Origin of the sequence: Hymenobacter wooponensis (assembly GCF_004745865.1) — a bacterium.
GTDB lineage: Bacteria > Bacteroidota > Bacteroidia > Cytophagales > Hymenobacteraceae > Hymenobacter > Hymenobacter wooponensis.
Genome location: NZ_SRKZ01000002.1, coordinates 107,800 through 133,154 on the forward strand (window position 1 = coordinate 107,800; position 25,355 = coordinate 133,154).

A 25,355-nucleotide genomic window follows, 5' to 3' on the forward strand; every position below is an offset into this window, starting at 1 on the left:
CCACTTCCTTCCCCTTTTCTGAACGGGTTTTAGCCTCGCTGAAACCGCCCCCATTGGCTTCCATTTTTTGAAGTCCTGGCTTTGCTATGCCCTTTCTGAAGCCAGCCTTCGGAGTTGTTTTCCTTTCACTTAACCTACTCACAGCCATGCTCTACACCTTTTCTCTGAGGGCAGCCCACCAGGCTACTCGCCTCTGTTTCCTCCTTCTGATCGGCTGCCTGCCCCTGCTCAGCAGTTGCAGCGATTCAAAAGAACAGCAAACTGTTACGCCCGACCCGACAATCAAGGTAGCCTCTACTGCCAACCTGGGCACCTTTCTTACTGACAAGAACGGTAACACGCTGTACTACTTTACTCGCGATACTGATGGCAAAAACGTATGCACGGGTGGCTGCGCGGCCGTGTGGCCCATTTTCTATGAGGCCGATATTCAGGTGGGTGGCGACCTACAGGCCAGCGACTTTACCACTCAAATGACCGCCGACGGCAAGCCCCAGACCTTGTACAAAGGGTGGCCCCTCTACTATTACGCTCCTCTGGTGAACGGGCAGAACGTGCGCGAAGCCACTGGCCAAACCACTGGCGACGGTGTGGGCAACGTCTGGTACGTTGTTAGCCCGTCTTACTCAGTGATGGTAGCCACAAAAAGCATCCTCGATAAATCAACCAACCAGAGCGCTAACAGAAATTTTCTGATTGACTCGAAAGGCCGCACGCTTTACACTTTCCTCAAGGACGAGCGCAACCCAACTACCCTCGCTACCAACTGCACAGGCAATTGCGCTACCGTGTGGCCACCCTTCTATACCACGGGGCGCAACTTACCCTCCGCCTTAAAGGGTAGCGACTTCGGCACCATCACGCGCTCCACCACTACCAGCGGCCCTTATGGAGATGGTACTGTTACCAATCAGCAGCTCACCTATAAAGGGAAACCACTCTATTTCTACACCGCCGACAACCAAACTCGCGGACAGGTGGAAGGTAACGGCTTAGTAAGTGAAGGTGACAAATGGCAAGTAGCAACCCCATGAGCCAGCTACGTGCTTTAACAAGGCAGAAGGTGGCGGGGCGTATGCCCCTGACGCCCTATTCGCCGCGCCTTTGGTGGCCTAGCCTACTTCTAGTAGTAGGCCTGCTGCCGGCCTGCACCTACGACAACGCCGAAGACCTGCTGAGCAAAAACCCGCCAGCTCCGGCCTGCGACACTGTGGCCGTTACTTTTTCCGCGTCCGTCGCACCGCTGTTGCAGCAGCGGTGCGTGAGTTGCCACAACACTACCCTGCGCAGCGGCGATGTAAGCCTTTCCACCTACACCCAAGTGCAGCGTGTGGCTACCGATGGCCGCTTGGTAGGTGTGATTACTCATGCCCCCGGCTACCCCGCCATGCCAGTTGGGGGCACCAAGCTTTCTGACTGTGAAATAGCCCGCATCCGGTATTGGGTGCGGCAGGGTGCTCCTAATAACTAGCTAGCCTATGAACACGTCTTATTTTCGGCCGCTGCTGATAGGCTGGCTGCTCCTGGGTGCCCATTGGGTGCAGGCTCAGGATACCCGTTACCAAACGCGCACCGGCGTCATTTCTTTCTTCTCCTCTAGCCCACTAGAAGACATTGAAGCCCGAAGTCAACAAGCCTCGGCCGTGCTGGATCTGCAAACCAGCCAGCTAGCGTTCAGTATTCCTATTCGGTCGTTTGAGTTCAAGCGCAGCCTCATGCAGGAGCACTTCAATGAGAATTACTTAGAGTCGGAGCGCTATCCCAAGGCCACCTTTACCGGTCGGCTGCTGGAGGTGAACCTGCCCGAGCTGCGGGAAACCTCCAAGGTACAGACGGTGACAGCAGAGGGCGACCTGACCATTCACGGGGTAACAAGCCGCGTGCGCGTGCCGGGCACCGTGCAACTGCAAAACGGACAGTTACTGGTGCAGGCCACCTTCAATGTAGCCCCCGCCGACTATAAAATTGAGATTCCGGCCCTTGTGCGCGACCACATTGCCAAGAGCGTGCAGGTGAAAGTGCGCCTCACCGCCGACCCAATCCAGACTATGGCTTCGCGCCCCTGAACTCAATGGCTATGATTTTACTGACTCCTTTCCGCTGCTTAGGCTTGCTAGGCCTGCTGTGCTACGCGCATAGTGGCCTAGCACAAGACAACCTGCTTCAAGGCCTAGAGCGCCAAACCGCCGACAGCACCAAACGAGAACCAGTAGCGGCCACCTTCAAAGGTACCCGCGTAATTAATGGGCACTCCGTAGAAACACCAGGCGGCGGCACGCTAATCTTTCTGATTTCGCACCGCTTTGGCACCCTCAATAGTGGCGCGTACAACTTTTTTGGCCTCGACCAAGCTACCATTCGGCTGGGGCTGGAGTATGGCATTACCGACCGGCTGGCGGTGGGCATTGGGCGCAGCTCCCTGGAAAAAACGTTTGACGGCTTTGTGAAATACCGCGCCCTGCGCCAAAGCACTGGCCTAGGCGCCGCCCCGGTGAGCGTAACGTTACTGGGCGCTACGGCTCTCACCAGCCTACGTTACACCAATGAGGGCTTCGACCATACCTTGCCACGCCGACTTACTTATACCTGGCAGGCACTGGTAGCGCGCAAGTTTACACCTGGCCTCTCAGTGCAGGTAAGCCCCACGGTAGTCCACCGAAATTTGGTTGATACTGAGTCGGATGAGAATGACGTGTACGCAGTTGGTTTTGCGGGTCGCCAGAAGCTTACCAAACGGTTGGCGCTTACCCTGGAGTACTTCTACCGCTTGCCCAATTCCCGGACTACTGGCCTACGCGATGCCCTGGCCGCTGGCATTGATATTGAAACGGGCGGCCACGTATTTCAGCTCCACGTTACGAACTCCCGCGGCATGATTGAGCCCTTCTTTGTGCCCCGCACCAGCGGTGACTTCTTTAAGGGCGACATCTACTTTGGTTTCAACGTGGCTCGCAATTTCACCCTTAAATCTCGGCTCTAGGCCACCTACCGCCTCACTCCGGAAAAGCAAAAAGCCCCGGCCGCAATGGCCGGGGCTTTTAGTTGGGCTGCGATGTGGCAGCTGATGCTTAGAAGGAGGCAGTTACGCCTTCGGCTACTACTTCTTTTACTTCGGGTACCATGCGCTTGAGCAGGTTCTCGATGCCTGATTTCAGCGTAACGGTAGCAGAGGGGCAGCCAGAGCACGAACCCTGCAGGTTCACGGTCACGATGCCATCTTGGTAGCTCTTGAAGGTGATGTTGCCACCATCCTGCTCCACGGCGGGGCGCACGTAGTTTTCAAGCAGGTCAATGATTTTCTGGCTGGTCTGCTGATCAACTTCTGAAGAGTTGCCAGTAGCGGCGGCCTGCTGTGCAGCTTGCTGCTCGGCGGCGGGGTCAACGGTGAAGATGGGGCCACCCGCCTCTACGTACGACTTCAGGAAGGTGCGCAGCTCGGGGATGAGCTGGGCCCACTGGTGGTCAGTGCCTTTGGTTACGGTAACGAAATTCTGAGCAATGAATACGCGGTTCACGTAATCAAACTGAAACAGCTCCTGGGCCAACGGCGAGTTGGCGGCAGCTTCCGCGTTAGGATAGTCTACGCTCACCCCGTCCGTCAGGAGCTGGGTGTTGAGCACAAACTTCATGGATTCGGGGTTGGGGCTGGCTTCGGCGTAAATAGAAACCGGAGCAGCGGGGGCAGTGAGTTGTTCAGCCATGTTTGAAAGACTTGGAGACAAGCGGGAGAAAAGTAGTCGGCAGGAGTGCCGGACTGGTAGGTACAACCGCGCAAGGCGGCAGAAGTTACAAAAGTACGCAAGTATGCGCAGCTACGGGTTGTTGCCGGAAAGATAAGCAGGCACCAGCCGCACGGCAATTTGCGAGATATAGAATCTAGACTATAACTAACTGCAGGAGAAATCAGTTTCCGCCTTCACCCTCTCTAGCAGCCGCCCCCTGTTCCTTGTGCTTTCCCTAGCTGACACCGCTAAGCGGCTTCAGCTTATTTAGCTTTGGTGGGTGCCTTACTTAGCCCATACGTACATATATAGCACGAAGGCAAACTTGGAGTATGGGCGGGTACGTAAGATGGACAAACACTTGGCTCTATGCTCCGTCGACTTACTGCTGTCCTATTTCGCCCCGTAGATATTGCCTGGCTGGTGGTGTTTCGCATTGGGGCCGGCAGCTTGTTAGCGCTGGAAATGGCGGGGAGTCTGGCCATGGGCTACTATCGCGAGTACACGCAGCCGCGGTTCAACTTCTCCTACCTCTGGTTCGACTGGCTGCCCCACTGGCCCCCGGCCATAGGCCTGGGCCTGCATTTCGGAGCCGTAGCGGCGGGGGTAGCCGTGGCAGCAGGCTGGCGCTACCGGCTTAGCGCCTTTCTCCTCACAAGTTGCTACACATTGCTATTTCTGGCGGAGCAAACGCGTTACATCAACCACCTCTACCTCTATTGCCTGATAGCCGCCTGGCTCTGGGTGCTGCCCGGCCACCGTGCCTATTCAGCCGATGTGCGCGCCGGCCGCGTAGCACCCACGGCCACCGTTCCGGCCTGGATGCGCTACGTACTCATGTTTCAGCTGAGTGTGGTGTATTTCTACGCGGGTCTTGCCAAGCTCAACCCCGACTGGCTGCTGGCGCGTCCTCTAATGGTCTGGATGGCTCCCAAAGCGTCCTATCCGCTGTTAGGGCCCGTGCTAGGCCACTGGCTTACCCCTTGGGTGATGAGCTACGCTGGGTTGGCCTTTGATCTGCTGGCGGCGCCCCTGCTGCTTTGGTCGCGCACCCGCCGCTGGATGTTTGCAGTAGCCCTTACCTTCCACCTCTCCAACGTCATCATCTTTGGGCTAGGCACCTTTCCGTGGTTTTCACTGATGATGACGGCCTGCGTGTACTTCCCCCCCGACTGGCCTAGGCGCCTGCGCGGACTGCGCCGCTGGCTGGCTCCGCGCTTACCCGCCGTTTCAGTACGCCTCCATAACGGGCGGCCAGTCTTCCCTCGCCACACCACATTGCTGCTGACAGGACTAGGCCTGTATGTGGCGGTTCAGTTGGTGGTCCCACTTCGGGCTTTTCTGTACCCAGGTGATGTGCACTGGACCGAGGAGGGCCACCACTTCTCCTGGCACATGATGCTGCGCAGCAAGTCGGGCCACATTAGCTTCCGGGTAGTACTTCCCGATGGACGCACGGAAGTAGTAGCGCCCAGCACTTACCTCACGCCACGCCAGTGCAACAAGCTGGCCGCCCAACCCGATTTAGTACTGCAGTTTGCCCACTTCCTGGCCGAGGACTATCGCCGCCGTGGCCTAGGCCAGGTGCACGTGTACGCCGACTCCTACCTGCAGCTGAACCGTCGCCCGCCGCGCCCCTTGGTTGCCCCTACCCTTGATCTGGCCGCGCAGCCGCGCACCTGGTCTCCTTCCCCCTGGATAGCCCCAGCACCGCCGGTGACGGAATGAGTGGAGGGGTTGAATGCTGCCACCGCGAAAAGACCAGTATTCTGGGCAGCAAGCACTAATACTCCCTTCGAAACCAGCAGTAGAACGTATAGAAAAGCCCTTACTTCTAAAGTGGAAGTAAGGGCTTTGACATAAACTAGAGGGTTACGAACAGACCAGCCTAAGTTGCTTAGTGCAAGGCGGCATAAGAACAGGCCTAGGCCACGCTCAGTTAGTACTTTACATTACGCCTTGTTGCTGCGGGCGCGCAGGAGCATGTCGGCTAGCACTAGGTTGGTCATGGCATCTACGATGGGCACCGCACGAGGCAGTACGCAGGGGTCGTGGCGGCCTTTGCCAGCGAGGGTAATTTCTTCGCCCTGGTCATTGACTGTTTTTTGGGGCTGCAGGATGGTAGCAACGGGCTTAAACGCCACCCGGAAATAGATATCCTGGCCATTGCTGATGCCCCCCTGAATACCGCCCGAATGATTAGTACGGGTGCGCACCTGGTCGGCTTCATCCCGATAGAACTCATCGTTGTGCTCCGAGCCGAAGAGTAGCACCCCACTAAAACCAGAGCCGTACTCAAACCCTTTCACAGCATTGATGCTGAGCATGGCGTGGCCTAGCTCAGCGTGCAGCCGGTCGAAAACGGGCTCACCGAGGCCTACAGGCACGCCCTTGGCTACACCCGTTACTACGCCGCCCACGGTATCGTGCCGGTCGCGGGTTTGGCGAATGAGTTCGGCCATGCGCTCGGCAGTTTCGGGGTGTGGGCAGCGCACAGGGTTGGAGTCAATCAGCCCCAGGTCTAGCGCCTCATAGCCCACTGGCACTTGCACCGCTCCTACCTGCGACACATAGCTGCTCACCTGAATACCATACTGCTCCAGCAACTTCTGGGCAATAGCTCCGGCAGCTACGCGCGCCGCAGTTTCGCGAGCCGAACTGCGCCCGCCCCCTCGGTAGTCGCGGCGGCCGTATTTCTGGTCATAGGTGAAATCGGCATGGGAGGGCCGGTAAGCGTGCTCAATGTGGGAGTAGTCGTGGCTGGCTTGGTCTTGGTTGCGGATAAACAGCCCAATGGGCGTACCCGTGGTAAACCCCTGAAACAAGCCCGACAGCACTTCTACCTGGTCGGCTTCCTTCCGCGGCGTGGTTAAGTCGCTCTGCCCAGGCCTACGCCGATCCAGAGCGGCCTGAATATCTGCCACTTCTACCGCCAAGCCGGCTGGGCAGCCGTCAATCACCACCCCAATTCCCGGACCATGTGACTCGCCAAAGGTGGTAATGCGAAACAGGGTGCCGAAAGTGTTCATACGGAAGCAGAATGGATGATGAAGTAAGAAAGAGCTTGGCAGCTGAATCAGCGAAACAAGTCAAGCTGGCTGTAAAGGTATGGCTGGTTCTGGCACAACCTTACTTCTACCGTCGCTCTCTCTCGGAAAGGCTCAGCTTTTAGCGCGCCACCAGCCCACGGCGGCACCCACCAGCAGCACTAGTAGCAGCACGTTGGCGTAGCGCCGAACATCCTGATACACCGTGATTTTCTGCGGAGTATTGTCAGCGTCGCGCAAGGCCTCCTGGTAGAAAGGATCAGTAGGGTCGGGCCGAAATTGGAGGTCTTCCCGCACCGGCCCCTGCACCAACGGGTGCAGTTCAGAGCGCAGTGTGTCGTAACGCACAGTGGTTGGGTTGAACACGACCAGCGAGAAAAGACTATCGAAAGGCAACGCACCTGGCCTACGCGCTACCAAGCGGTATCGGAAGCTTTTGCGCCCTCCTACTCGGCCACCTTGCCGGGTAGTACTCTGTTCCACATCGGGGCCGTACACTTCTAGGCCAGGGCGCGGGGCCAGTGGCAGCATATTAAGCGCCGATAGGTTGCCCTCCCCTTCCACCACGAACGAATACGTGAATGTTTGCCCCGTGCGAAAGGAAGTCCGGCTGATGGCTTCGCGGAGGCGGTAGTCGCCCACGGGCACTTCATCACGCAGTGGATGCGGCGGCAAGGGCAGTACCGTAATATTAACGGGAGCCGTGAAGTACGTTTTATAGCCCTCCATGCGATTGTCAAGTCCTGGCTCGGGCTTCTTGGCCACTCGGTACTTCACCATGCGCAGCGGCACTACGGGAAAGCTCAGTGGCTGGGCATTCAGGGGGTAAAGCTGGGCTTCGTACAACCGGTAGCGCAGAAAAGGCTTGCCTCCCACTTGCACGGTTTCGGGCACAATCTCCTGTTCATCAAACGTCTCTTCCCACACGGTCCGCTGCCGCAGCAGCCGGATGATGTTTTGCAGCTGGCCCGCAAAGTTGTAGAAGTCAAGTACGCCTTGGTCTTGGGGCGTTAGATAAAAGTACAAGCCAATGTGGACGCCTTCGCCCACATACGCACGGGTTTTGTCTGGTAGCAGAGCCAGAAAGGCTTGGTCCTTGGGCTCCACAAAATCTTGCGGCTTGGGCTTGCCAAACAACTGGTCTAGTAGGCCTATGGCCGGTGGAGCGGCACCGCCCGGCGGCGTGGGCGGCGCCGTGGCCTGGGGCCCTACCTTAAGCTTAGTCCCCGCTGAGCGCACGGTTAGCCCATTGATGGTCATGGTGAAGGGCTTGACTTCAAATTCTCCTTCCTCAAAGGCAGCATAGCGCTGAGTGATGGTTAGCTCCGTCGAGCGCGCACCATTCACAATGCGGGTAGTAGTGGTGCTAGACTTGCCACTTTTCTTGAACCCTTCTATTTCGGGGAAAGCAGAATAGCGTTCTAGGGGTGCTCCGCGCAGCTGAAAGCTGATGGTGAAATACTCGCTAATGGTAAAAGCCGACGGCCCCAGCACGATTTCAGCTTCGGCACGTGGGGTTGTGGGCTGCGCAGCTATAGGCAGCGCCCCTAACAGCAACAGCAGAATGAGTACAGTAAGGCGAAAGAAAATCTGCATGAGCAGCACGCATTGAGATAGGGCCAAATCTACGTAAAACCTTGGCAGTGGCCACTTTTACTGCTGGGCTTACTAACACGCAGAAAAACGTTGTTACAAGATTTTGGCCTTCTGCAATCCGCTTTCTCCAGGCCCGCGTACCTCAACACAGAATCCCCTAAAGCACTTGCCTAAATCCAAAAAAAGCTACCCTGTGGTGGCCTGGATAAATATTGCCCTTACTTTTTTCTCACTCCAAACTTTCCCTTCCTATGTCTAACATCACCAAATCAGGTGGAGACGACGCGGAATTCGCCAAGCCGCTTTATACGCCAATCAAGCGCCGCTCCTTCTTCATGTATGCTGGTGCCACTGCTGGTGCTACCGCACTGTTGCTGTCTGGCTGCGACGACGATGATAACAACGACTCCATGACCCCCGGCACGGTTAGCTTAGGCTCCGGTGATGTAGGAGTGCTGAACTACGCGTATGCTCTAGAACAGTTAGAAGCGGCTTTCTATGCTCAGGTAAAAGCTACCCCAGCTGCCGATTTCTCGGCTGTTGAGAAAGACTACTTCTCTCAGGTTGCTGCTCACGAAGCTATTCACCGCGACTTCCTGAAGGCGGCCATCAACCGCGATGCTCCGGGCAAAATCATTCAGGACCTGACTCCCGTTTTCTCCTCTATTGATTTTACTAAGCGCGCGTCCGTATTGGCCACGGCTAAGACGTTTGAAGATCTTGGAGTAGCTGCTTACAATGGCGCTGGTAAGTACCTAAAAACCCCTGCGTACCTCGTAGTTGCTGGTAAAATTGTTTCGGTTGAGGCTCGCCACGCCGCCTACGTACGCGACCTTATTGCCAACGGAAGCTTCGCCGATGACTCTATCGTTGATGCTGCTACGGGTCTGGATAAAGCCATGGAGCCAGTAGATGTAATTAACGCTGCCCAGTCATTTATTCAACAAAAGATTGACGCTTCCAGCGTAGGCAAGTAATCTCTCCTCAGTTCAACGACACTTCACCATGAACATACTTCGCATTATTGAGCAACTGTCGGAGGTAGATGCCGACGTCCTGGGACGCTTCGACTCTCGCCGGGCAGTATTCAAAACCCTGGGCAACACCGCCAAATTAGGTGCGCTTGCCGCCGCTCCTGCTTTCGTTTCTTCTTTGTTCCAGAAAGCATATGGCCAGACCACCAGCACAGGCGTTATCGACGTCCTGAACTATGCCCTCACGCTGGAGCTTCTGGAAGAAGACTTCTACAAGAAGATGGTAGCTGCCGGTAAAGTACCAACTGGTGCTCCTCAAGGGGCGATTAACCTGATTCTGAAGCACGAATCAGCGCACGTAAAATTGCTGACTGATACTGTAACCGCGTTAAAAGGCACACCAAAAACTAATGTAAAGTTTAAGGCCTCTGCTTTTCCTGCTGATTACGCTACTCAGTTGGCCTATGCTCAAGCGCTAGAAGACACTGGCGTACGAGCTTATAAGGGTCAGGCAGGTAACCTAATTGGCGCTATGGCTGGCACTACTAGCTTGCTCCAGGTAGCTCTTCAGATTCACTCGGTAGAAGCCCGTCACGCGGCTCACATTCGCACCATGCGTATGCAGGCTCCGTGGATTCCAGCGGCTGACTCCAATTTGCCCGCACCGCTTGGCCCCGTATACACTGGTGCCACACGTGAGGACAATGTAATGCAAGCTGGCGTAGACGTAACCAAGCTTGGCAGTGGTTATTCCGCCTCAGACGCAGCCGCTGCATTTGACGAAGTGCTGACCATGGCGGAAGTAACAGATGCTTCACGGGCCGGTGGCCTGATTGAGTAACCTGTAAAGGATTTACTAGCTTATCTCAGCAAAAAGGCTGGCCTAATATTAGGCCAGCCTTTTTGCTGTTGTTCTTTGGGTTGTTTGGTTTCGAGACAACCTTTTAGGTTCTCCGCGGCTCTGCTGTTTAGTGCATCCCGGTTTATCGGAGTACATTTGTTATCAGGCGCCCGCTGCCGGATGCCTAAGATGAGCCCGCTGAGTAATTTACGCATGTCTGAGCCACTATTTTCTGATTCCTTTTTGGCACGTACGTTGCGTCGCCGCTCGTTTTTTCGTGTGGTTGGTGCCACCGTTGCCACCTCCACACTAGTGCTGGCGGGCTGCAACGATAACGATGACCCAGAGCCTACGTCTTCCACTCCAACCCTAACCTTGGGTAGCGCAGACAATGGGTTGCTGAACTATGCTTACCTCTTAGAGCAGATTGAGGCCGCCTTCTACCAGAAAGTAGTTGATGCCTTTCCATCTGACTTCACCGCCGACGATAAAGCAGCCTTTGTGGACCTACGCGACCATGAGGTAATTCACCGGGAATTTTTTCGGTATGCGCTAGGCACAAATGCCTTCGACTCGGCGGGAACCAGCCTCACCTTTGATTTCTCCTCTTTTACCCTCACTACCCGCGCTGGAGTATATGCGGCCGCGCGCACGCTGGAGGACACAGGCGTAGCTGCCTACAATGGCGCCGCGAAGCTTATTACAAACCCGACGACACTGGCCCTACTGGCTAAAATTGCCTCAGTAGAAGCTCGCCACGCGGCCTTTGTGCGTGATCAGGCTCAACCGGGGTCTTTCGCAGCATCCGATGTAATAACGCAAACCGGCACTACCGCTGGCCTCGATACTGCTAAAACGCCGCAGGAAGTGGTTGAGTTAATAGCCAAGTTCGTTCCGGCTACTATCACCGCTCCTATCACTACCTAAGCCACTCTTCCAGATGGATTTTCTGAAACTTCTGGCCCGCTTGGCCGAAACTGACACTCAAAGCCTAACAGTAACAGGCCCGCGTCGCACCGCCCTTCGCCGCCTCGCACAAGCAGGCACTGCCGTGTTGCCGGCTGTGCTCACGGCGCTGCCACAACCTGCCGCGGCCCGCGACAGCCGCACCGTGCAAGATGTGTTGAAGCTAGCGCTTGTTTTAGAGCAGCTTGAAAATGCGTTTTACACACAGGCGCTGCAGCAGCCCCTTACCTTTTTTGGTACCACGGAAAACCGAGCTGCTATCCAAACGATTCAGACCCATGAACAGCAGCATGTGGATCTGTTTACCCGTTTGCTCCTAAACTCCGGAGCTACTCTGGAGGCTGCCCCTCGCTTTGATTTTACGGGCAGCAAGAATGGCTCCCAAGCAGCGTTGTACCCCGACGTATTTAGCAACTTCGATACGTTTTTGCGAGTAGCGCAACTGCTGGAAGATACAGGCGTGCGGGCTTACAAAGGCCAAGTTGAATTCATTCAGTTTGATGACTTCTTGCTCGAGTCGGCAGTACGCACGCACTCAGTGGAGGCACGTCATGCTTCACACATTCGCACCATGCGGCGGCAGCGCGGTGCTACCGTTAAAAGCTGGGTCAGCTCCAGCGATGCCCCCATTACAACGGCTGGGTCAGTAGCGGCAAAAGCTTACGCAGGTGAAGAGAATTTTGCGCAATATTTAGCAGGCAATAACCTGGTGCCTTTCGTGGACAATTTGCCGATTAACGTTGCAAAGCCTCCCCTCTCTCAAGCGGCTATTTTGGCTAAAGTAGCTGAGGCCTTCGATGAGCCGTTGGAAGCCTTAACGGCCACCGAAGTAGCCAGCTTGTTTATCTACTAGCGAAGCTTCACCTATTCATAACAAGGCTAAAAAGCGCCTTAAAACAAAAAGGAACGGCATAACCGTTCCTTTTTTCATTTTTATTTTGACCAGATGGAACAACTAACAAGCGTTTGCTTGTATCCTTCGAACAATCTTTTGTATCTTTCTATAAACCTAGGTAAAAGTTCTTCTCAACAATAGCCTTTTTTTAAGGCTTGCGTATAGCAGGTCACATTACCTAACCGCTCTGTTCTAACCCGCTTTTGAAAACCCACTTCACCATGCTTGAGTACGCCAAAACCATCCTGCTCAAAGTGAGCTTCGACAAAATCTTGTTCGAAAAGGAATTGCGCAAAGCTCTACGAATGCTAGTTCCGGCCGAGCTGTCGGAGCTAAAATCCTGGTGCTACCAGCAGTTCTCTACGGTGTATCGCCGCATTCTGAACCGCGTGTTCGTACAGACCGCGTAGGGCTCTCGCAAAGCCCTACAACCTGAGTAGTCCCCGTCCGGCCCGCCCAGAGTTGCTATAGCAACTCTGGGCGGGCCGGACGGGGACTTTCGCTTTCAGAGAATTTGGCTAGGCCACTACTGCTCCGGTATGAAAGGTGTATCCTCACCCGTTACGAAGCGAATGTTGCGCGTAAGCCCAGCATAGCCCGTGCGCTTTACAGCCGACTGCTTAAATAGCTCCGAGAACAGTTCATGCGTGATTTCCCGCCAGTCGCCGGCGGTGAGGTCTTTTAGACCGGGGTGCGCATTGAACTGGGGCTCCTGATGAGGCTTCGAGAACCGGTTCCAGGGGCACACGTCTTGGCAGATATCACAGCCGAATACCCAATTACCAAACTTGCCTTCCACCTCCCTTGGGATTTGGTCTTTCAGCTCGATGGTGAAGTAGCTGATGCACTTGCTGCCATCTACCACGTAGGGCTCCGTAATGGCTCCGGTGGGGCAAGCATCCATACATTTGGTGCAGGTGCCGCAGTAGTCTTTAATGGGACCGTCGTAGGCCAGTTCTACGTCTACAATCAGCTCAGCAATGAAGAAGAACGAGCCCACGCCGGGCCGGATCAGGTTGCTGTTCTTACCCACCCAGCCTAGGCCACTCTTCTTAGCCCAGGCCTTGTCCAGCACCGGCGCCGAGTCAACAAAGCACCGCCCGCCCACTTCCCCAATCTCCGCCTGCATATCCTGCAGCAGAGTCTTGAGCTTGTCTTTGATGACGAAGTGGTAGTCGCGGCCGTAGGCGTATTTGCTGACCTTGAGCGTATCGTCGGGCTGCTGGGTTTCCTCGGGCGGGTAATAGTTGAGCAGCAGTGAAATCACCGATTTGGCTCCGTCTACCAGCAGGCGCGGGTCGAGGCGCTTATCAAAGTGGTTGGCCATGTAGGCCATCTGCCCATGCATTTGGCGGTTCAGCCAATTCTCGAGGCGCGGCGCTTCCTCCTCCAGAAAGTCAGCTTTGGAGATACCGCAGTACATAAAGCCCAGCTCTGCCGCGCGGCGCTTAATGAAGGCAGTATAGTGAGCAGTGGGGAGCATTGGGTACAAAGGTCGGCTAGAAATGCCAAAACACCCTTTGCTACAGAAGCGTTCTTGCCCACGTAGCTCTGAGCTACCTATTGAGTCTGCGAACTTATGCTAGTTAATCAACTGCCAGTGCCCCGCTTGGCTTCTGTTCTATGTTCATCACGGGTATAGTATTGCATAAGCTTTATACTGGCGCGCTTTATTCCTTTATCTTTTTAAAAATGCGAGGCATAGCTTCAGCATCAATTGCATCCATTTCTGTGAGTTTTAAAGACTTTACCATATTCAGGGTGCTTGTCTTGTACTTCAGGAAATGTGGCGTTTTTAAATGGGCTTCGTAGGCCGCTCTGCTTGCATATATCTCCAGAATACGTATCTGCGTTGGGTTTTCTTTCTGATACATTGGATAAATAGATATAACCCCAGGCTCTAACTTCATTGATTCTCGGGACTCTTCTTTTAAAATAGCCTTGTATTCTTCTAAACTAGTTGCATTAACTTCTATTTCAGCTATTCGAATCATCATGCTTTTCTTTTGCGCTAATGCACTGGTAAGTGAAAGAAGAAGTAACGCTACAGTCAGAGACAGTTTCATTCTACCGGGCTTTTGATTTTTTAATGCTATAGTGACCAAATAGCTACGCACCTACCTACGTATTATCTTGGCTACAGGCTGGTTCACGCATAGGCAAGCCCAAGGGCCAGCAAACCTAGGCCACCCAATATCACCCCCAGTATTACGTTGGCAAAGCCTACATCTTTTTTCTCGTAATCACCGCTTCTAGAGGAAAGCCTTAGACCTCTACCAGTGAACACGAGACCAGTTACCGCAAGCGGCAATAAGCTCAGGCAGAAAACACCTAAAAACAGCCCCTCCCCTATTCCTATTACTGCCAGAATCAGGAAAATGAAAGGCAAGGCGTAGCAGTATGTAGCTCGCTTGTACAGCTTTACTATTCTGGCGCGGCTGCTCTTTGCTACTTCAAGAGAAGCCATGCCTACTCCTCAATTGCCTCAATACCCAGTTGCTTTAGCCGCTCCAGGTGCTCCTTCATAGAGTTTAGTTGCTCTGGAGAGTGCCCCTGCCACTTTATAACCTCACCAATGACCCGCAGGGGGCTCCGCGTACGATATGACTTCGTTGGGTTGCCGGGGTACTTTTTGTCCGTCAAATTAGGGTCGTCTTCAATCGGGCCAGTAGGCTCTACCATGTAAATTCTGCCGGGCCCGTCGCCAAGGGCAAGCTCAGCGCCCCAAGTGGCAGCGTCCAGGGTGGCCATCAGATAGACATATGCCGCCTCTTTTCTCTTGCCGTAATTTGAGTTGAAGCCAGGCGTAATTAACTCTCCCGGCTTCAGGTCGGCTTTGGTACCGTGGTAAAATGCCTGGGAACCTTGGTCGGAGGCCGGCTCTAGCGACTTATCCTCATTGGTAGCTGTGTTCATTACTACTGAATTAGTTGTGGATTCTATTTCACTAACTACAAGCACTTGTTTCTACATTCTTACTAGTAAACCTATCCGGCTATTGCTATGCTGTTAATCAGTCTTATTTCCCTCAAAATAGGCTGGGTTAGCTTTATTTCTATGCTCCGAAAAAAATAGCTTCATCTGAAAAGCAAAAGAGCCAGACAGTAGCATAAATGCTACTGTCTGGCTCCCACTTTACCGGAAGTAATGATTAACTAAACAGCTCTCCCGTTGATTCATTCCCGCGCAGGTGCTGGGGCATGGGGCGGCCGAGGTGCTTGTAAGCGTTTTCCGTAGCCTCGCGGCCGCGGCTGGTGCGCTTAATGAAGCCTTCCTGAATCAGGAAGGGCTCGTACACTTCCTCAATGGTTTCGGCCTCATCGCCGCAAGCAGTGGCGATGGTAGACAGGCCTACGGGGCCACCCTTGAACTTGTCGATGATGGTGGTCAGGATGCGGATGTCCATTTCGTCGAGGCCGTTCTGGTCAACGTCCAGAGCATTCAGGGCGAAGTGGGCAATTTCCTTTGTTATGGTTCCTGTTCCCTTGATCTGGGCAAAGTCGCGGGTACGGCGCAGTAGGTTGTTGGCAATACGTGGCGTACCACGCGAGCGGCGAGCAATTTCGAAGGCAGCATCCTCATAAATAGGCGTGCCCAGAATCTCGGCTGAGCGCTGCACAATGCTGGTCAGCAGCTTGGAGTCGTAATACTCTAGGCGGGAGCTGATGCCGAAGCGGGCCCGCAGCGGCGAGGTGAGCATACCCGAGCGGGTGGTAGCCCCGATCAAGGTAAAGGGCGACAGCGAAATCTGCACCGAACGCGCATTCGGACCCGAATCGAGCATGATGTCGATGCGGTAGTCTTCCATGGCCGAGTACAGGTACTCCTCCACCACGGGGTTCAGGCGGTGAATCTCGTCGATGAAGAGTACGTCGTTGGGCTCTAGGTTGGTGAGCAGGCCAGCCAGGTCGGAGGGCTTGTCGAGCACCGGGCCGCTGGTCATCTTGATGCCCGATTCCAGCTCATTGGCGATGATGTGCGAGAGCGTGGTTTTGCCCAGGCCGGGAGGCCCGTGCAGCAGCACGTGGTCGAGAGCCTCGCCGCGCTGCTTGGCGGCGGCCACAAATACTTTAAGGTTTTCAACTACCTTACCCTGCCCCGTGAAGTCATCGAAGGAAAGCGGGCGCAGGGCCTTGTCAATGTCTTTATCGGTAGCGTCGAAGTGTTCATTGCCACCCGTCATATACGGTTCGCGCATAAGCGTAAGTCGGTTCTGTTTGTCGAAAGATAACACCCGAACGGTGGCCTTTGTGCCTTCTTTAGCAAAAAATATTGTCCAAAGCCTATTTTAACTAACGCTGTTAGCAAGACATGCATCATAAGCGGCTCCTTGCCTGAATAACTAGGCTATAAACATCTGTTTTGCTATTTTCGGGCAGCCTCTATTCCCTCTAGGCCAGACTGCTACACCATTTGTTGATGCGCAACTTCTATCTCCTACTGGCCAGCGTGGCCTTTTCCCACCAGCTCTCGGCTCAAACGGTAGCTCCCCGCCCTCAGCCCACCGACCGACTGCTGTTGAAGATAGCACCCCTTACTCTTTTTGACCCCAGCACCAGCGCAGTATTGGTGGGCGCGGAGTTTCGGCCCATGCCTCGTATAGGCCTAGAGCTAGACTATGGGTTCCGGTTTACGCCACTGCGGCTATTCAGCTGGAACACTAAGAAGGAGAATATGCGCTATCAGAAGTTTAAGGCTGAGGCGCGCTACTATTTCCCGCGCACTGAGCAGAAACAGTGGTATATAGCTGCTGAGGGGTTTTATGTTCCTGAGGAATACGACCTGGGCAAGGGCAACTTCTACCGTAACGGTGAGTTCAGGGCCTACGAGCGGGCACACATTGAAAAAACAATTGAGGGAGGCGCTCTGAAAGCCGGCATGATGCGCCGACTAGGCCAGCGGTTCTGGCTGGATGCCGCTCTAGGCCTGGGTTTCCGGCGCATCGAAACCGAATACACTACCCAAAACGAGCACCCCGGCGACTACCTCTACGACGCGCCGGAGCAGAATTTCCTGAGCAAAACGCCCGACCCCGGGGTGCAGCGCAAAGTGCATCCAGCCCTGGCCCTGCGCCTGGCCTACACGCTGCTGAAACGCTGATTTTATCTGGTGAAAATTAAGAGCTCCAGGACGCACTCTACTGCGCGTTTGGTGGGCGCCCGCAGCTTAACCGTAACTCGGTATTGCTGCGCCCGTAACTTGCGGCTTCATCTGTTGTTGCTGCATGCCTTCTCCTTCCTCTTCCTGGCTCGACGCTCTCCCCCTTGATTTTTACGACCAGCTAGCTCACTGCCTGAGCTTGCACGGTATGGCCGCGGCCGAACTGCTCAGCCGGCCTAGCTCTGAATTTTCTCACCAGCTCCACCAGCTTACTGGCCTAGAGCAGGCCGACGTTCAGCGGTTGAACACCATTCAGGATCATACGGCGCTCCTCGAAGCCCTCCGTACTGAGCCGCTGGCCCTCTATCACCTGCTCCTGCTGGGCCGCCTGACGCTGGAGACATCCCTGGCTGTGCCCGTGCTGGCCTACGTGCAACAGCAAATGCACATTCAGGAGGAACAGCTGATGGCGCTCAATACCTACTGCCTGGAACTTAGCGGGGCGTTTCTGACTACGTTGGAAGAGCACCTGCCCGCCCCGGCTGGGGCAGCCTCACTTGGGTTGCACCGCTTGCAGATTGAGGAGGTTTTTGCTCAGTACATAGCGCACATCCCGGCCCCCGTGCCGCCCGTTGCCAACCTGCGCCTTTCCGAGCCGCAGCTGCAGATGCTACGCCTGTCTTTGCTGCTCGTACACAGCCTACCGCAGACCGCCGACCACCCGTTTATGCGGGCCGTAGGCCAGTTGCAGAATCTGCAGCCGGAAGCACTAGAACCGTTGCTAGAACACTTAGGCCGCGCCCACGCCCAAGAGCAACTGTCGCTAACAATGCCCGAGCTGGTGCAGCTTTACCAGGGAATGCAAGTGTGCGGTATGGTGTTCGTGTCGGATATTATGACGCGCATTGGGCTGGAGGAGCTGTTTCCGGTTCTCCCTACCGATACCGATCCTGCTACCACGGAAGCCGCGCCCGCCAGTCACCGCCAAGCCGTGGGCGAGATGGTAACCGGCTTCACCCGCTGGGTGCAGCACACTTTCCCCGACGCTCCGGAAATTGCCAAAGCCCGCGAAGAAGTAATGGCCTTAGCTGACTTGCTCTAGGCCACCCTTCTCGCTTTAAATTGACCTAGGCCCGCTCCAGGAGCACTTCAATCTCCAGGTGCAGCCAGTCCTCCTCCCACGCTTTGTGGGTGAGGCGAGCCACTACAGGGTAGCCGGCATCCAGCAAACGCGCTACAGTTTCGTTGCGGCCCTCGGGCAGATACCCGAGCCAGAAAGCGTTGGGGCCGGTGGTGTACACGCGCACCGCCCAGTCGTCGTAAGAGCTGTCGGGCTCCCGTTGGAGGGCCAGGGGCTGGTTGGGTTGCAGCTGGGGCTCAAGCTCACGTAGGCCAGTGCGGTGTGTGGTACCAGCTACCAGGCATTCCAACAAGATCAGAGGTTCGGGAGAAGACGTAGACATAGCGGAATAGGAAGTGAAGCCGTAAAATAACACCGGAACGAGCAGATCTGTCGCGCCTGCTGGCGGCGGGTACATGTAGCACTTCCCTCTACTCACCAAAACTGGCCTAGCTACGCTGGCGCCATTCTTTTCGATGTACAGTAAAACTGAAGTTACCCAACTCCGCCAGGCCTTCTGGACCACCTTTGGGCAGTACATGCAGCCCGTACCGTCCGCCGAAGGCATGCCCACCAACTGGATTAACTATAAGACGGGCCTCAAGCACGTGTACTTCCGCATGCACGCCGATGGCCGCCACGCCACCATCGGCATTGAGCTTACTCATCCTGATGCCGGAATCCGGGAGCTGTTTTTTGAGCAATTTGAAGCTCTGAAGCTCGTGCTGCACGAAACCCTGAACGAACAGTGGATCTGGGAGCCTGCCGTGGAAGATGCCAACGGTCAAAGTATCAGCCGGATTTACCAGGAGCTGCGCCCCGTCAACCTGTTCAACCGCGACGACTGGCCTAGGCTCATCTCCTTCTTCAAACCACGCATTATGGCCTTGGATGAGTTCTGGAGCACTGCACAATATGCATTTGACGAGCTACGCTAACGTTCTCAGATAGATAAAGCGGCCTTCCTTAGTTAAGGAAGGCCGCTTTATATTTAGCTCTGGTTGCCGCTCTTACTGCCTTGGCTGGTGCTTTCGCCACCTTCGCTCTGCGGGCCTTTACTAGTGTGCGAAGTTTGGGCGCTGGGCGTGCGTAGCTGCGGCTCGCGGCTCTGAGCCGCGCCAGTGGTACCGCCCTCATTCGAGCCCATCACGTTGCTTTCCTTGACCTCGTCGAGGGAGTGGTAGCGGCCGCCGTTGTTGCCACCCGAGCCGGCTATGGTTTTGGCAATGCCGTCGGTTGAGCCACTATCGGCCTCGCTGTCGGGAACAAACCGGCCGTCGCCAGTGCGGCTACGCTCGTGGTGGCCTAGATTGGGGTTAGGGCCCTCCTGCCCCATCTCAATGCCTTCTTTGCGATACTCCTCCTTGTCATGCTCCCGGCGCTCCTGCCGCCGCGACTCGGCGTTTTCGTGCTTTTCGTTAGTGCTCATAGCTCAGTAGATTAGAATGGAAATCAACTGTATACGAGCGGCGTTTCTGGGTTTGTTATGCTTGAGCAGTAAACTACTAGAGAGTAGCATTCAAACAATGTGCTTCGGCTGTGTAGCCCGGCTGATTACATCCTACTTACATTCATCCATTCTTTCGTATATAGCAGTCTGTTCGCCTTACCACCAACTATTTCCCACTTCCTTTCTATCCATTATGAAAAAGGTTTCTCTGCTGCTCAGCTTCGTGCTGGCTACCAGTGCCGCGTATGCACAGCAATCTATTCCTAAATACCTCATGCTTGTGCGGGAGGGCGCGGAGGTTTCCAATACTACTTCTTATCCATCCCTGACGGTCATCGAGCCTGATGGCTCCTTCAAGACGGAGGAGTTCCGGTTATTTGGCTGGACGGTTCCCAAGAAGACGGTCAACGCATCCATCACCCAAGCCGCCGCCATCGACTCTAGTAGCCTAACCCAGCGCCGGGCGCGTTACACGCGCAACTTGGTATATCAGGCAGAAATCAAGAAGATAAACGAGTTGAGTTCTAATGGTTGGGTGCTGATCAACACCTTGCAGGAAGGCACCACTGTGAAGTACATGTTCCGCAAGGAATTTCCGGTCAAGGATGCCGCCATGGTTAAGTAGAGATTAACGAACCTATTAAACAACTGCGCCGCTCCAATACTGGAGCGGCGCAGTTGTTTAATAGGTTCGTCGAGTAGCCGTTAAACCGCTCTAGACCCGTTCAATCAACACCCAGATCCATAGAGAAACTATCCGTAAGTTTGATTTCCGGCACATCAATACCGCACTTAATAGCCGTGATGCCAATTACCACCCGTTGCACCTCATACAGGCTAGCGGGAGCAGAAAGCAGGTGCTGGTAGTTTTCGGATAGCAACCAATCCACAAGGTCATTAACGGTGCAAGTGGCCCATTCTGGGGGATGCGTAGTTGGCATGACCGATGGCAGTAGCCGTTGCCACCAGCTTGTTAGCGGCCCAACAAGTGAGGCTGGCTCCGATATATCTGGCACAGCCAAATGCAGGCAGGTCTGTAGTTGCTGTTGTACCGCTTGGCGGTTTGATTCTGGCCACAATGTGCGGAGTAACGTTGCGCCAGACGCTGCCTTGTCTTCAGCAGACAAGCACTGGAGTATCTGGCCTAGTAGACGAGTATGCGCCTCCGTGCGCGCGAAGCTTGGGTTACAGCCTAGTTGCTGGGAAAAGTAAGCCGCTACCTCGCCTACTCGCCCGAGAGTTTCTGCTACTGGGTCAGGAACCGGAAGATCGAAGAACTCTTCAAACGCTACGAGTAGCTCAACTGAGTCGAGCCTCATGAAGTGTTACTAGTATATCCCTTTGATTAGTCAATTTCAGAATACAGCTTGCCTTTTCGGCGCCATCCTTGTGGGCCTTTTTCATATACCCATATATCCCATCCATCAAAGTAACTCACCGAAACTACTGCGCTTTTGTGGTCGCGTGAGAACAGCATTCCCCAAATCGCGAACCTACGATTTTGGCCGTATAGATGAAGTAGGGAGTCATAACGCTTATATTCTTCACTCGATTCTAGCCTTTTGTTATACTGGGCACCTAGTGCTGTCAGCGTATCCTTTGTAATTATATGCACCCAGTTTTGCGAGAACAGGCCAGGTTTAAACTTGAATTCTCTGGCTATCAGCAATTGATGTTGCATATAGCTTAAATCAGCCAGCTTAAAATACTGACGCAAAGCATTATGTTGATCTGTTCCTGCACCAGACATCATAAACGCCTCTGTTTTTGTGAGTAGGTATGAGCTTGGCTGGTCTGACAGATATACTCTTACTCCTAATGTATCGAGTAATTGAGCAGGCACTAAAACGGATATAGGGCGTAATTCCTCGACGATGGTAGCAGCAAGTCGATACTGCAGAGCCTCTGGCACCTTTTGTCCATGGCAAGCAATAACTTTCCATAACATTAACCACCCTATCATGAGCACGTTCTTCTTTGCAGTATAGATAGATAAAAACGGCCGCTCTGTTTCCAGAACGGCCGTTACAACTTAGCAAATAAGCAGCTTACTTGAACGCCTGAATCCCGGTGATATCAGCGCCGGTGATAAGCAGGTGGATGTCGTGGGTGCCTTCGTAGGTCACTACGGATTCCAGGTTCATCATGTGACGCATGATGGGGTACTCACCCGTGATGCCCATGCCGCCGTGAATCTGACGGGCTTCGCGGGCAATTTCCAGGGCAATTTCTACGGAGTTACGCTTGGCCATCGAAATCTGGGCCGAGGTGGCTTTGCCTTCGTTCTTGAGCATGCCCAGGCGCCACACCATCAACTGAGCCTTCGTGATTTCGGTAATCATTTCGGCCAGCTTGCGCTGCTGGAGCTGGAAGGAGGCAATGGGCTTACCGAACTGCTCGCGCTGCAGCGAGTACTTCAACGCTGATTCGTAGCAGTCGATAGCGGCACCCAATGCGCCCCAGGCAATGCCGTAACGAGCCGAGTCGAGGCAGGAAAGCGGGCCTTTCAGGCCGTCGATGTTGGGCAGGATGTTTTCCTTGGGTATGCGCACATCTTCAAACACCAGCTCGCCGGTGATGCTGGCGCGGAGGCTCCACTTGTTGTGGATTTTGGGAGTGGTGAAGCCTTCCATGCCGCGCTCCACGATGACCCCGCGGATGCGGCCGGTGTCGTCCTTGGCCCACACCACGGCCACCTGGCACTCAGGAGAGTTACTGATCCAGAGCTTGGCGCCGTTTAGCAGGTAGTAATCACCTTTATCCTCGATTTTGGTGATCATGCCGCCCGGGTTGGAGCCATGGTCGGGCTCGGTGAGTCCGAAGCAGCCGAGCCACTCACCGGAGGCCAGCTTGGGCAGGTACTTGCGGCGCTGCTCCTCGGAACCGTACTGGTAAATTGGGTACATAACCAGGGAGCCCTGCACCGAGGCCGTAGAGCGCATACCAGAGTCGCCGCGCTCAATCTCCTGCATAATCAGGCCGTAGCTGATGTAGTCTAGGCCACCACCGCCATACTCCGTGGGGATAGTAGGCCCAAAAGCACCCACCTCGCCAAACTTGCGCACAATTTCCGAGGGGAAGTGTGCCTGCTGAGCCCATTGCTCAATGTTAGGTGAAATTTCCTTCTTCACGAAGTCGCGCATGCTCTGGCGGATGAGCTTGTGCTCCTCGGTCAGGAGACCGTCGATGTCGTAATAATCAGTAAAGCCAGCGGCATTCAGGGAGCCTTTGTTTTGCTGTACCTGAGCCTTGGGCGAGAGAACGTCAGCTTGCGAAGACATAGTAGGAAAGTGGGTGGGGTTATCTTTCCAAAGATAGGCATTTCAGCAAGGAACGCCGGCCCCCGCTCCCTACTGGCCTAGAGACAAAAAACCCTGACCAGAAAGGGGGCTAGTCAGGGTCTTGGGACACGAGGTGCGGGGGAAGAATGCCAGAACCGCCCTCCGATTTCGTGCCCGTCAAAAGCCAGGAGGCAGATTCCTGGCCGAAAAAGTCATGCAAAGCATTCGGCAAAGGTTATGCCGAAAAAATAGCTTCGCGCTAATTTTTATAAATAAAGTACCGTTTTTCGAGATTCAAAAACCCCTGCCGGTCAAATACCCTTATTGCACTAGTGTTGAGCTTAATTGTGGCAGAAAATATTGCTACCACTGTGGCGCGCCTTATTAAACCACTTGCCCTTTAAGAGCGTAAGCGCACTCCCTAAGTCACGTATTGTCAGCCTGCACCGATACAAAATTTTTCTTTGCGTAGTAGTGGTTACTACCCTGCTGCTACCACCTGTTTATGAGCCACGAAAAGAAGTTAAACGAGCTTGAGGCCACTGCCATTTGCGGTAATGACATCTCCTCGTCCTGCCTGTACGTATCGGCGCTGGCCATTGCTTATGCGGGGCAGTATGCCTGGGTGGCGCTGCTGCTGGTGGGGGCCGTATTATTCCTGTTCCGCAAAATTTACGGTGAAGTAGTGGGGGCGCTACCGCTAAATGGCGGTGCCTACAATGTGCTGCTTAACACCACCAGCAAGCGTAATGCCGCCTTGGCAGCCTGCCTCACCATTCTGTCGTACATGGCCACGGCCGTAATTTCTGCCAGCGAGGCCATGCACTATTTGCACACGCTCTGGCATGGGCTACCAATCATTGGGGCTACGCTGGGGCTGCTAGGCCTGTTTTTGGCCCTCACTATTCTGGGCATCTCCGAGTCGGCGAAAGTGGCAGTAGGTATTTTCCTAGTGCACCTGACGTCGCTTACGCTCTTGGTGGGAGCTACCATCTGGTTTCTGGCTACCAACGGCATTGGTACACTCTCCTTCAACTTCGCGCAGCCCGTACCGGGTGGCCATCTGCTGACGGCCCTGTTCTTTGGGTTTAGTGCAGCTATGTTGGGTATTTCGGGCTTTGAAAGCTCCGCGAACTTTGTAGAAGAACAGGCCCCCGGCGTATTTGGGAAAACCCTGCGCAACATGTGGGTAGTGGTGAGCTTCTTCAATCCGGTTATTGCCTTTTTGGCAGTAGCGGCGCTGCCACTGGCGGAGGTTGGGCCTAACACCGAAACGCTTCTTTCTTACTTAGGCACCAAAACTGGTGGCCGCTGGCTAGGCACGCTCATTTCCATAGATGCCGTGGCAGTGCTTAGCGGAGCCGTGCTCACCTCGTTTGTGGGCGTGAGCGGCCTGATGAAACGCATGACCCTCGACCGCATTCTACCGCAGTCTTTCTTGAAGGAGAACAAGCGCAAGAGCAACTACCTGATCCTGATTATCTTTTTCCTGCTGTGCGTATCGGTACTGTTGATTACCAATGGGCAGTTGGGGCCACTGTCGGGAGTATATACCATTTCATTTCTATCGGTGATGGCGTTTTTTGCGCTGGGCAACTTTCTGCTCAAGCGCAAGCGCCCCAACCTGCCGCGGCCAGTGTACGCGGGTATTGTTACGGTGGCGGTGGCGCTGTTCAGCATTTTGCTGGCCCTCTATGGCAACGTCCGCTTGCACCCCGATTACCTGATTGTGTTTCTGCAGTACTTTTTGCCTGCCATGGTGCTGGTGTATGTGATGCTCAACCGAACCGCCATCCTGAACCTCACGCTAGCGGCTATAGAGTCGTTTACGGAGCATTCTCCCCGGTTTTCGCGGATAGCGCGGCTGCGTATCCGGCGCAAGCTGCGGCAGTTGCACCAGCAGGAATTCGTGTTTTTCACCAAGGGCGACAACGTTTCGAACCTTAATAAGGTGATGGCCTACGTGGTTGAAAACGAGTTTACTACCCGACTCAAAATTGTGACAATGCTACAGGAGGGCGAAACCTTCCCCCAGGAGCTCATGAACGATATCCGGGTGCTAGACCGGGCGTATGAACAGATTGAGGTAGAAGTAGTGACCATGCCTGGCCGCTTCGGACCGGAACTTATTGATAGGCTCTCTCAAGAATGGAATATACCCAAGAACTTCATGTTTATCGGCTCCCCCGGCGACCGGTTCCCCTACCAGATTTCCGAGTTGGGCGGCGTGCGGCTCATTATTTGATCAAGACCTGCCACAAGGGAGCATAACAAACCAACTATTTCAAGCTCCAACTAAACAGCCCTTACCTCCTAGCGGAGGTAAGGGCTGTTTAGTTGATGTAAGAACCGAAAACTTGGGA

At 54.6% G+C, this 25,355-nt stretch carries 28 protein-coding genes; 15 read left to right on the top strand and 13 right to left on the bottom strand.

Annotated features, from left to right (window positions below):
• The first annotated feature begins 146 nt into the window (after nt 1-146).
• From EU557_RS06570 to EU557_RS06585, 4 genes are read left to right on the top strand one after another with little or no spacing between them, the layout of a single operon-like run.
• Nucleotides 147-1,034 (top strand): hypothetical protein, encoded by an 888-nt coding sequence (locus tag EU557_RS06570; RefSeq protein ID WP_167855110.1) that lies wholly within the window; start codon nt 147-149, stop codon nt 1,032-1,034.
• Nucleotides 1,031-1,471, top strand: a complete 441-nt coding sequence (locus tag EU557_RS06575) for a c-type cytochrome (RefSeq protein ID WP_167855111.1) — start codon at nt 1,031-1,033, stop codon at nt 1,469-1,471. The genes EU557_RS06570 and EU557_RS06575 overlap by 4 nt, the downstream gene beginning before the upstream one ends.
• A gap of 7 nt (nt 1,472-1,478) precedes the next feature.
• Complete coding sequence (locus EU557_RS06580; protein WP_245326190.1) at nt 1,479-2,066, top strand: YceI family protein; 588 nt, start codon at nt 1,479-1,481, stop codon at nt 2,064-2,066.
• Between the two features lie 11 nt (nt 2,067-2,077).
• Nucleotides 2,078-2,980, top strand: a complete 903-nt coding sequence (locus tag EU557_RS06585; RefSeq protein WP_135529637.1) for a DUF5777 family beta-barrel protein — start codon at nt 2,078-2,080, stop codon at nt 2,978-2,980.
• A gap of 88 nt (nt 2,981-3,068) precedes the next feature.
• On the opposite strand, the gene EU557_RS06590 is transcribed toward EU557_RS06585, so the two are convergent.
• On the bottom strand, nt 3,069-3,701 hold the full coding sequence (locus EU557_RS06590; RefSeq protein WP_135529638.1) for a NifU family protein: 633 nt from the start codon (nt 3,699-3,701) through the stop codon (nt 3,069-3,071).
• A 390-nt stretch (nt 3,702-4,091) separates the two neighbouring features.
• Here EU557_RS06590 and EU557_RS06595 point away from each other — a divergent pair, with 390 nt between their 5' ends.
• Complete coding sequence (locus EU557_RS06595; RefSeq protein WP_135529639.1) at nt 4,092-5,450, top strand: HTTM domain-containing protein; 1,359 nt, start codon at nt 4,092-4,094, stop codon at nt 5,448-5,450.
• 224 nt (nt 5,451-5,674) lie between these two features.
• Here EU557_RS06595 and aroC read toward each other — a convergent pair whose 3' ends face one another.
• Together aroC and EU557_RS06605 are read right to left on the bottom strand one after the other, a co-directional pair.
• Nucleotides 5,675-6,751: a chorismate synthase gene (gene aroC, locus EU557_RS06600; RefSeq protein WP_135529640.1), complete on the bottom strand. Its 1,077-nt coding sequence runs from the start codon at nt 6,749-6,751 to the stop codon at nt 5,675-5,677.
• Between the two features lie 132 nt (nt 6,752-6,883).
• Nucleotides 6,884-8,365 carry a BatD family protein gene (locus tag EU557_RS06605; protein ID WP_135529641.1) on the bottom strand — a complete coding sequence of 494 codons (1,482 nt, stop codon included), beginning with the start codon at nt 8,363-8,365 and terminating at the stop codon, nt 6,884-6,886.
• Between the two features lie 251 nt (nt 8,366-8,616).
• On the opposite strand from EU557_RS06605, the gene EU557_RS06610 reads away from it, so the two are divergent.
• The 5 genes from EU557_RS06610 to EU557_RS06630 all read left to right on the top strand — a co-directional run bounded on the left by EU557_RS06610 (nt 8,617) and on the right by EU557_RS06630 (nt 12,451).
• Complete coding sequence (locus EU557_RS06610; protein WP_135529642.1) at nt 8,617-9,342, top strand: ferritin-like domain-containing protein; 726 nt, start codon at nt 8,617-8,619, stop codon at nt 9,340-9,342.
• A 28-nt stretch (nt 9,343-9,370) separates the two neighbouring features.
• Nucleotides 9,371-10,180 carry a ferritin-like domain-containing protein gene (locus EU557_RS06615; RefSeq protein ID WP_135529643.1) on the top strand — a complete coding sequence of 270 codons (810 nt, stop codon included), beginning with the start codon at nt 9,371-9,373 and terminating at the stop codon, nt 10,178-10,180.
• A gap of 243 nt (nt 10,181-10,423) precedes the next feature.
• Nucleotides 10,424-11,107, top strand: coding sequence for a ferritin-like domain-containing protein (locus tag EU557_RS06620; RefSeq protein WP_245326191.1), 684 nt, complete (start codon nt 10,424-10,426; stop codon nt 11,105-11,107).
• A 13-nt stretch (nt 11,108-11,120) separates the two neighbouring features.
• The gene (locus EU557_RS06625; protein ID WP_135529645.1) at nt 11,121-11,999 is read left to right on the top strand and encodes a ferritin-like domain-containing protein; all 879 of its coding nucleotides are present in this window, start codon (nt 11,121-11,123) and stop codon (nt 11,997-11,999) included.
• Nucleotides 12,000-12,262: 263 nt separating this feature from the next.
• Complete coding sequence (locus EU557_RS06630; protein WP_135431528.1) at nt 12,263-12,451, top strand: hypothetical protein; 189 nt, start codon at nt 12,263-12,265, stop codon at nt 12,449-12,451.
• A 116-nt stretch (nt 12,452-12,567) separates the two neighbouring features.
• Here the strand turns inward: EU557_RS06630 and queG are convergent, their stop codons facing one another.
• The 5 genes from queG to ruvB all read right to left on the bottom strand — a co-directional run bounded on the left by queG (nt 12,568) and on the right by ruvB (nt 16,239).
• Complete coding sequence (gene queG / locus EU557_RS06635) at nt 12,568-13,524, bottom strand: tRNA epoxyqueuosine(34) reductase QueG (RefSeq protein ID WP_135529646.1); 957 nt, start codon at nt 13,522-13,524, stop codon at nt 12,568-12,570.
• 187 nt (nt 13,525-13,711) lie between these two features.
• Entirely contained in the window at nt 13,712-14,107 is a 396-nt protein-coding gene (locus EU557_RS06640) for a putative quinol monooxygenase (RefSeq protein WP_245326192.1), read from the bottom strand.
• A gap of 83 nt (nt 14,108-14,190) precedes the next feature.
• The gene (locus tag EU557_RS06645; protein ID WP_135529647.1) at nt 14,191-14,508 is read right to left on the bottom strand and encodes a hypothetical protein; all 318 of its coding nucleotides are present in this window, start codon (nt 14,506-14,508) and stop codon (nt 14,191-14,193) included.
• A gap of 2 nt (nt 14,509-14,510) precedes the next feature.
• Complete coding sequence (gene arr, locus EU557_RS06650) at nt 14,511-14,957, bottom strand: NAD(+)--rifampin ADP-ribosyltransferase (RefSeq protein ID WP_135529648.1); 447 nt, start codon at nt 14,955-14,957, stop codon at nt 14,511-14,513.
• Nucleotides 14,958-15,192: 235 nt separating this feature from the next.
• Nucleotides 15,193-16,239 carry a Holliday junction branch migration DNA helicase RuvB gene (gene ruvB, locus EU557_RS06655; protein WP_135529649.1) on the bottom strand — a complete coding sequence of 349 codons (1,047 nt, stop codon included), beginning with the start codon at nt 16,237-16,239 and terminating at the stop codon, nt 15,193-15,195.
• Between the two features lie 221 nt (nt 16,240-16,460).
• Between ruvB and EU557_RS06660 the strand changes: the two genes are divergently transcribed.
• Together EU557_RS06660 and EU557_RS06665 are read left to right on the top strand one after the other, a co-directional pair.
• Nucleotides 16,461-17,141: a DUF3575 domain-containing protein gene (locus EU557_RS06660; protein ID WP_135529650.1), complete on the top strand. Its 681-nt coding sequence runs from the start codon at nt 16,461-16,463 to the stop codon at nt 17,139-17,141.
• Between the two features lie 124 nt (nt 17,142-17,265).
• Nucleotides 17,266-18,243 (top strand): hypothetical protein, encoded by a 978-nt coding sequence (locus EU557_RS06665; RefSeq protein ID WP_135529651.1) that lies wholly within the window; start codon nt 17,266-17,268, stop codon nt 18,241-18,243.
• A 25-nt stretch (nt 18,244-18,268) separates the two neighbouring features.
• On the opposite strand, the gene EU557_RS25410 is transcribed toward EU557_RS06665, so the two are convergent.
• Nucleotides 18,269-18,604 carry an HIRAN domain-containing protein gene (locus tag EU557_RS25410; protein ID WP_167855112.1) on the bottom strand — a complete coding sequence of 112 codons (336 nt, stop codon included), beginning with the start codon at nt 18,602-18,604 and terminating at the stop codon, nt 18,269-18,271.
• A gap of 133 nt (nt 18,605-18,737) precedes the next feature.
• On the opposite strand from EU557_RS25410, the gene EU557_RS06675 reads away from it, so the two are divergent.
• Nucleotides 18,738-19,199, top strand: a complete 462-nt coding sequence (locus tag EU557_RS06675; RefSeq protein WP_135529653.1) for a DUF4268 domain-containing protein — start codon at nt 18,738-18,740, stop codon at nt 19,197-19,199.
• 53 nt (nt 19,200-19,252) lie between these two features.
• On the opposite strand, the gene EU557_RS06680 is transcribed toward EU557_RS06675, so the two are convergent.
• On the bottom strand, nt 19,253-19,690 hold the full coding sequence (locus tag EU557_RS06680) for a hypothetical protein (RefSeq protein WP_135529654.1): 438 nt from the start codon (nt 19,688-19,690) through the stop codon (nt 19,253-19,255).
• A 214-nt stretch (nt 19,691-19,904) separates the two neighbouring features.
• Between EU557_RS06680 and EU557_RS06685 the strand changes: the two genes are divergently transcribed.
• Nucleotides 19,905-20,336: a hypothetical protein gene (locus EU557_RS06685; protein WP_135529655.1), complete on the top strand. Its 432-nt coding sequence runs from the start codon at nt 19,905-19,907 to the stop codon at nt 20,334-20,336.
• Between the two features lie 100 nt (nt 20,337-20,436).
• Here the strand turns inward: EU557_RS06685 and EU557_RS06690 are convergent, their stop codons facing one another.
• The 3 genes from EU557_RS06690 to EU557_RS06700 form a co-directional block, all read right to left on the bottom strand.
• Nucleotides 20,437-20,652, bottom strand: a complete 216-nt coding sequence (locus EU557_RS06690) for a hypothetical protein (RefSeq protein WP_135529656.1) — start codon at nt 20,650-20,652, stop codon at nt 20,437-20,439.
• Between the two features lie 404 nt (nt 20,653-21,056).
• Nucleotides 21,057-21,659 carry a hypothetical protein gene (locus EU557_RS06695; RefSeq protein ID WP_135529657.1) on the bottom strand — a complete coding sequence of 201 codons (603 nt, stop codon included), beginning with the start codon at nt 21,657-21,659 and terminating at the stop codon, nt 21,057-21,059.
• A 100-nt stretch (nt 21,660-21,759) separates the two neighbouring features.
• Entirely contained in the window at nt 21,760-22,992 is a 1,233-nt protein-coding gene (locus tag EU557_RS06700) for an acyl-CoA dehydrogenase family protein (RefSeq protein ID WP_135529658.1), read from the bottom strand.
• 505 nt (nt 22,993-23,497) lie between these two features.
• Between EU557_RS06700 and EU557_RS06705 the strand changes: the two genes are divergently transcribed.
• Nucleotides 23,498-25,237, top strand: coding sequence for an APC family permease (locus EU557_RS06705; RefSeq protein WP_135529659.1), 1,740 nt, complete (start codon nt 23,498-23,500; stop codon nt 25,235-25,237).
• Nucleotides 25,238-25,355 lie beyond the last annotated feature (118 nt).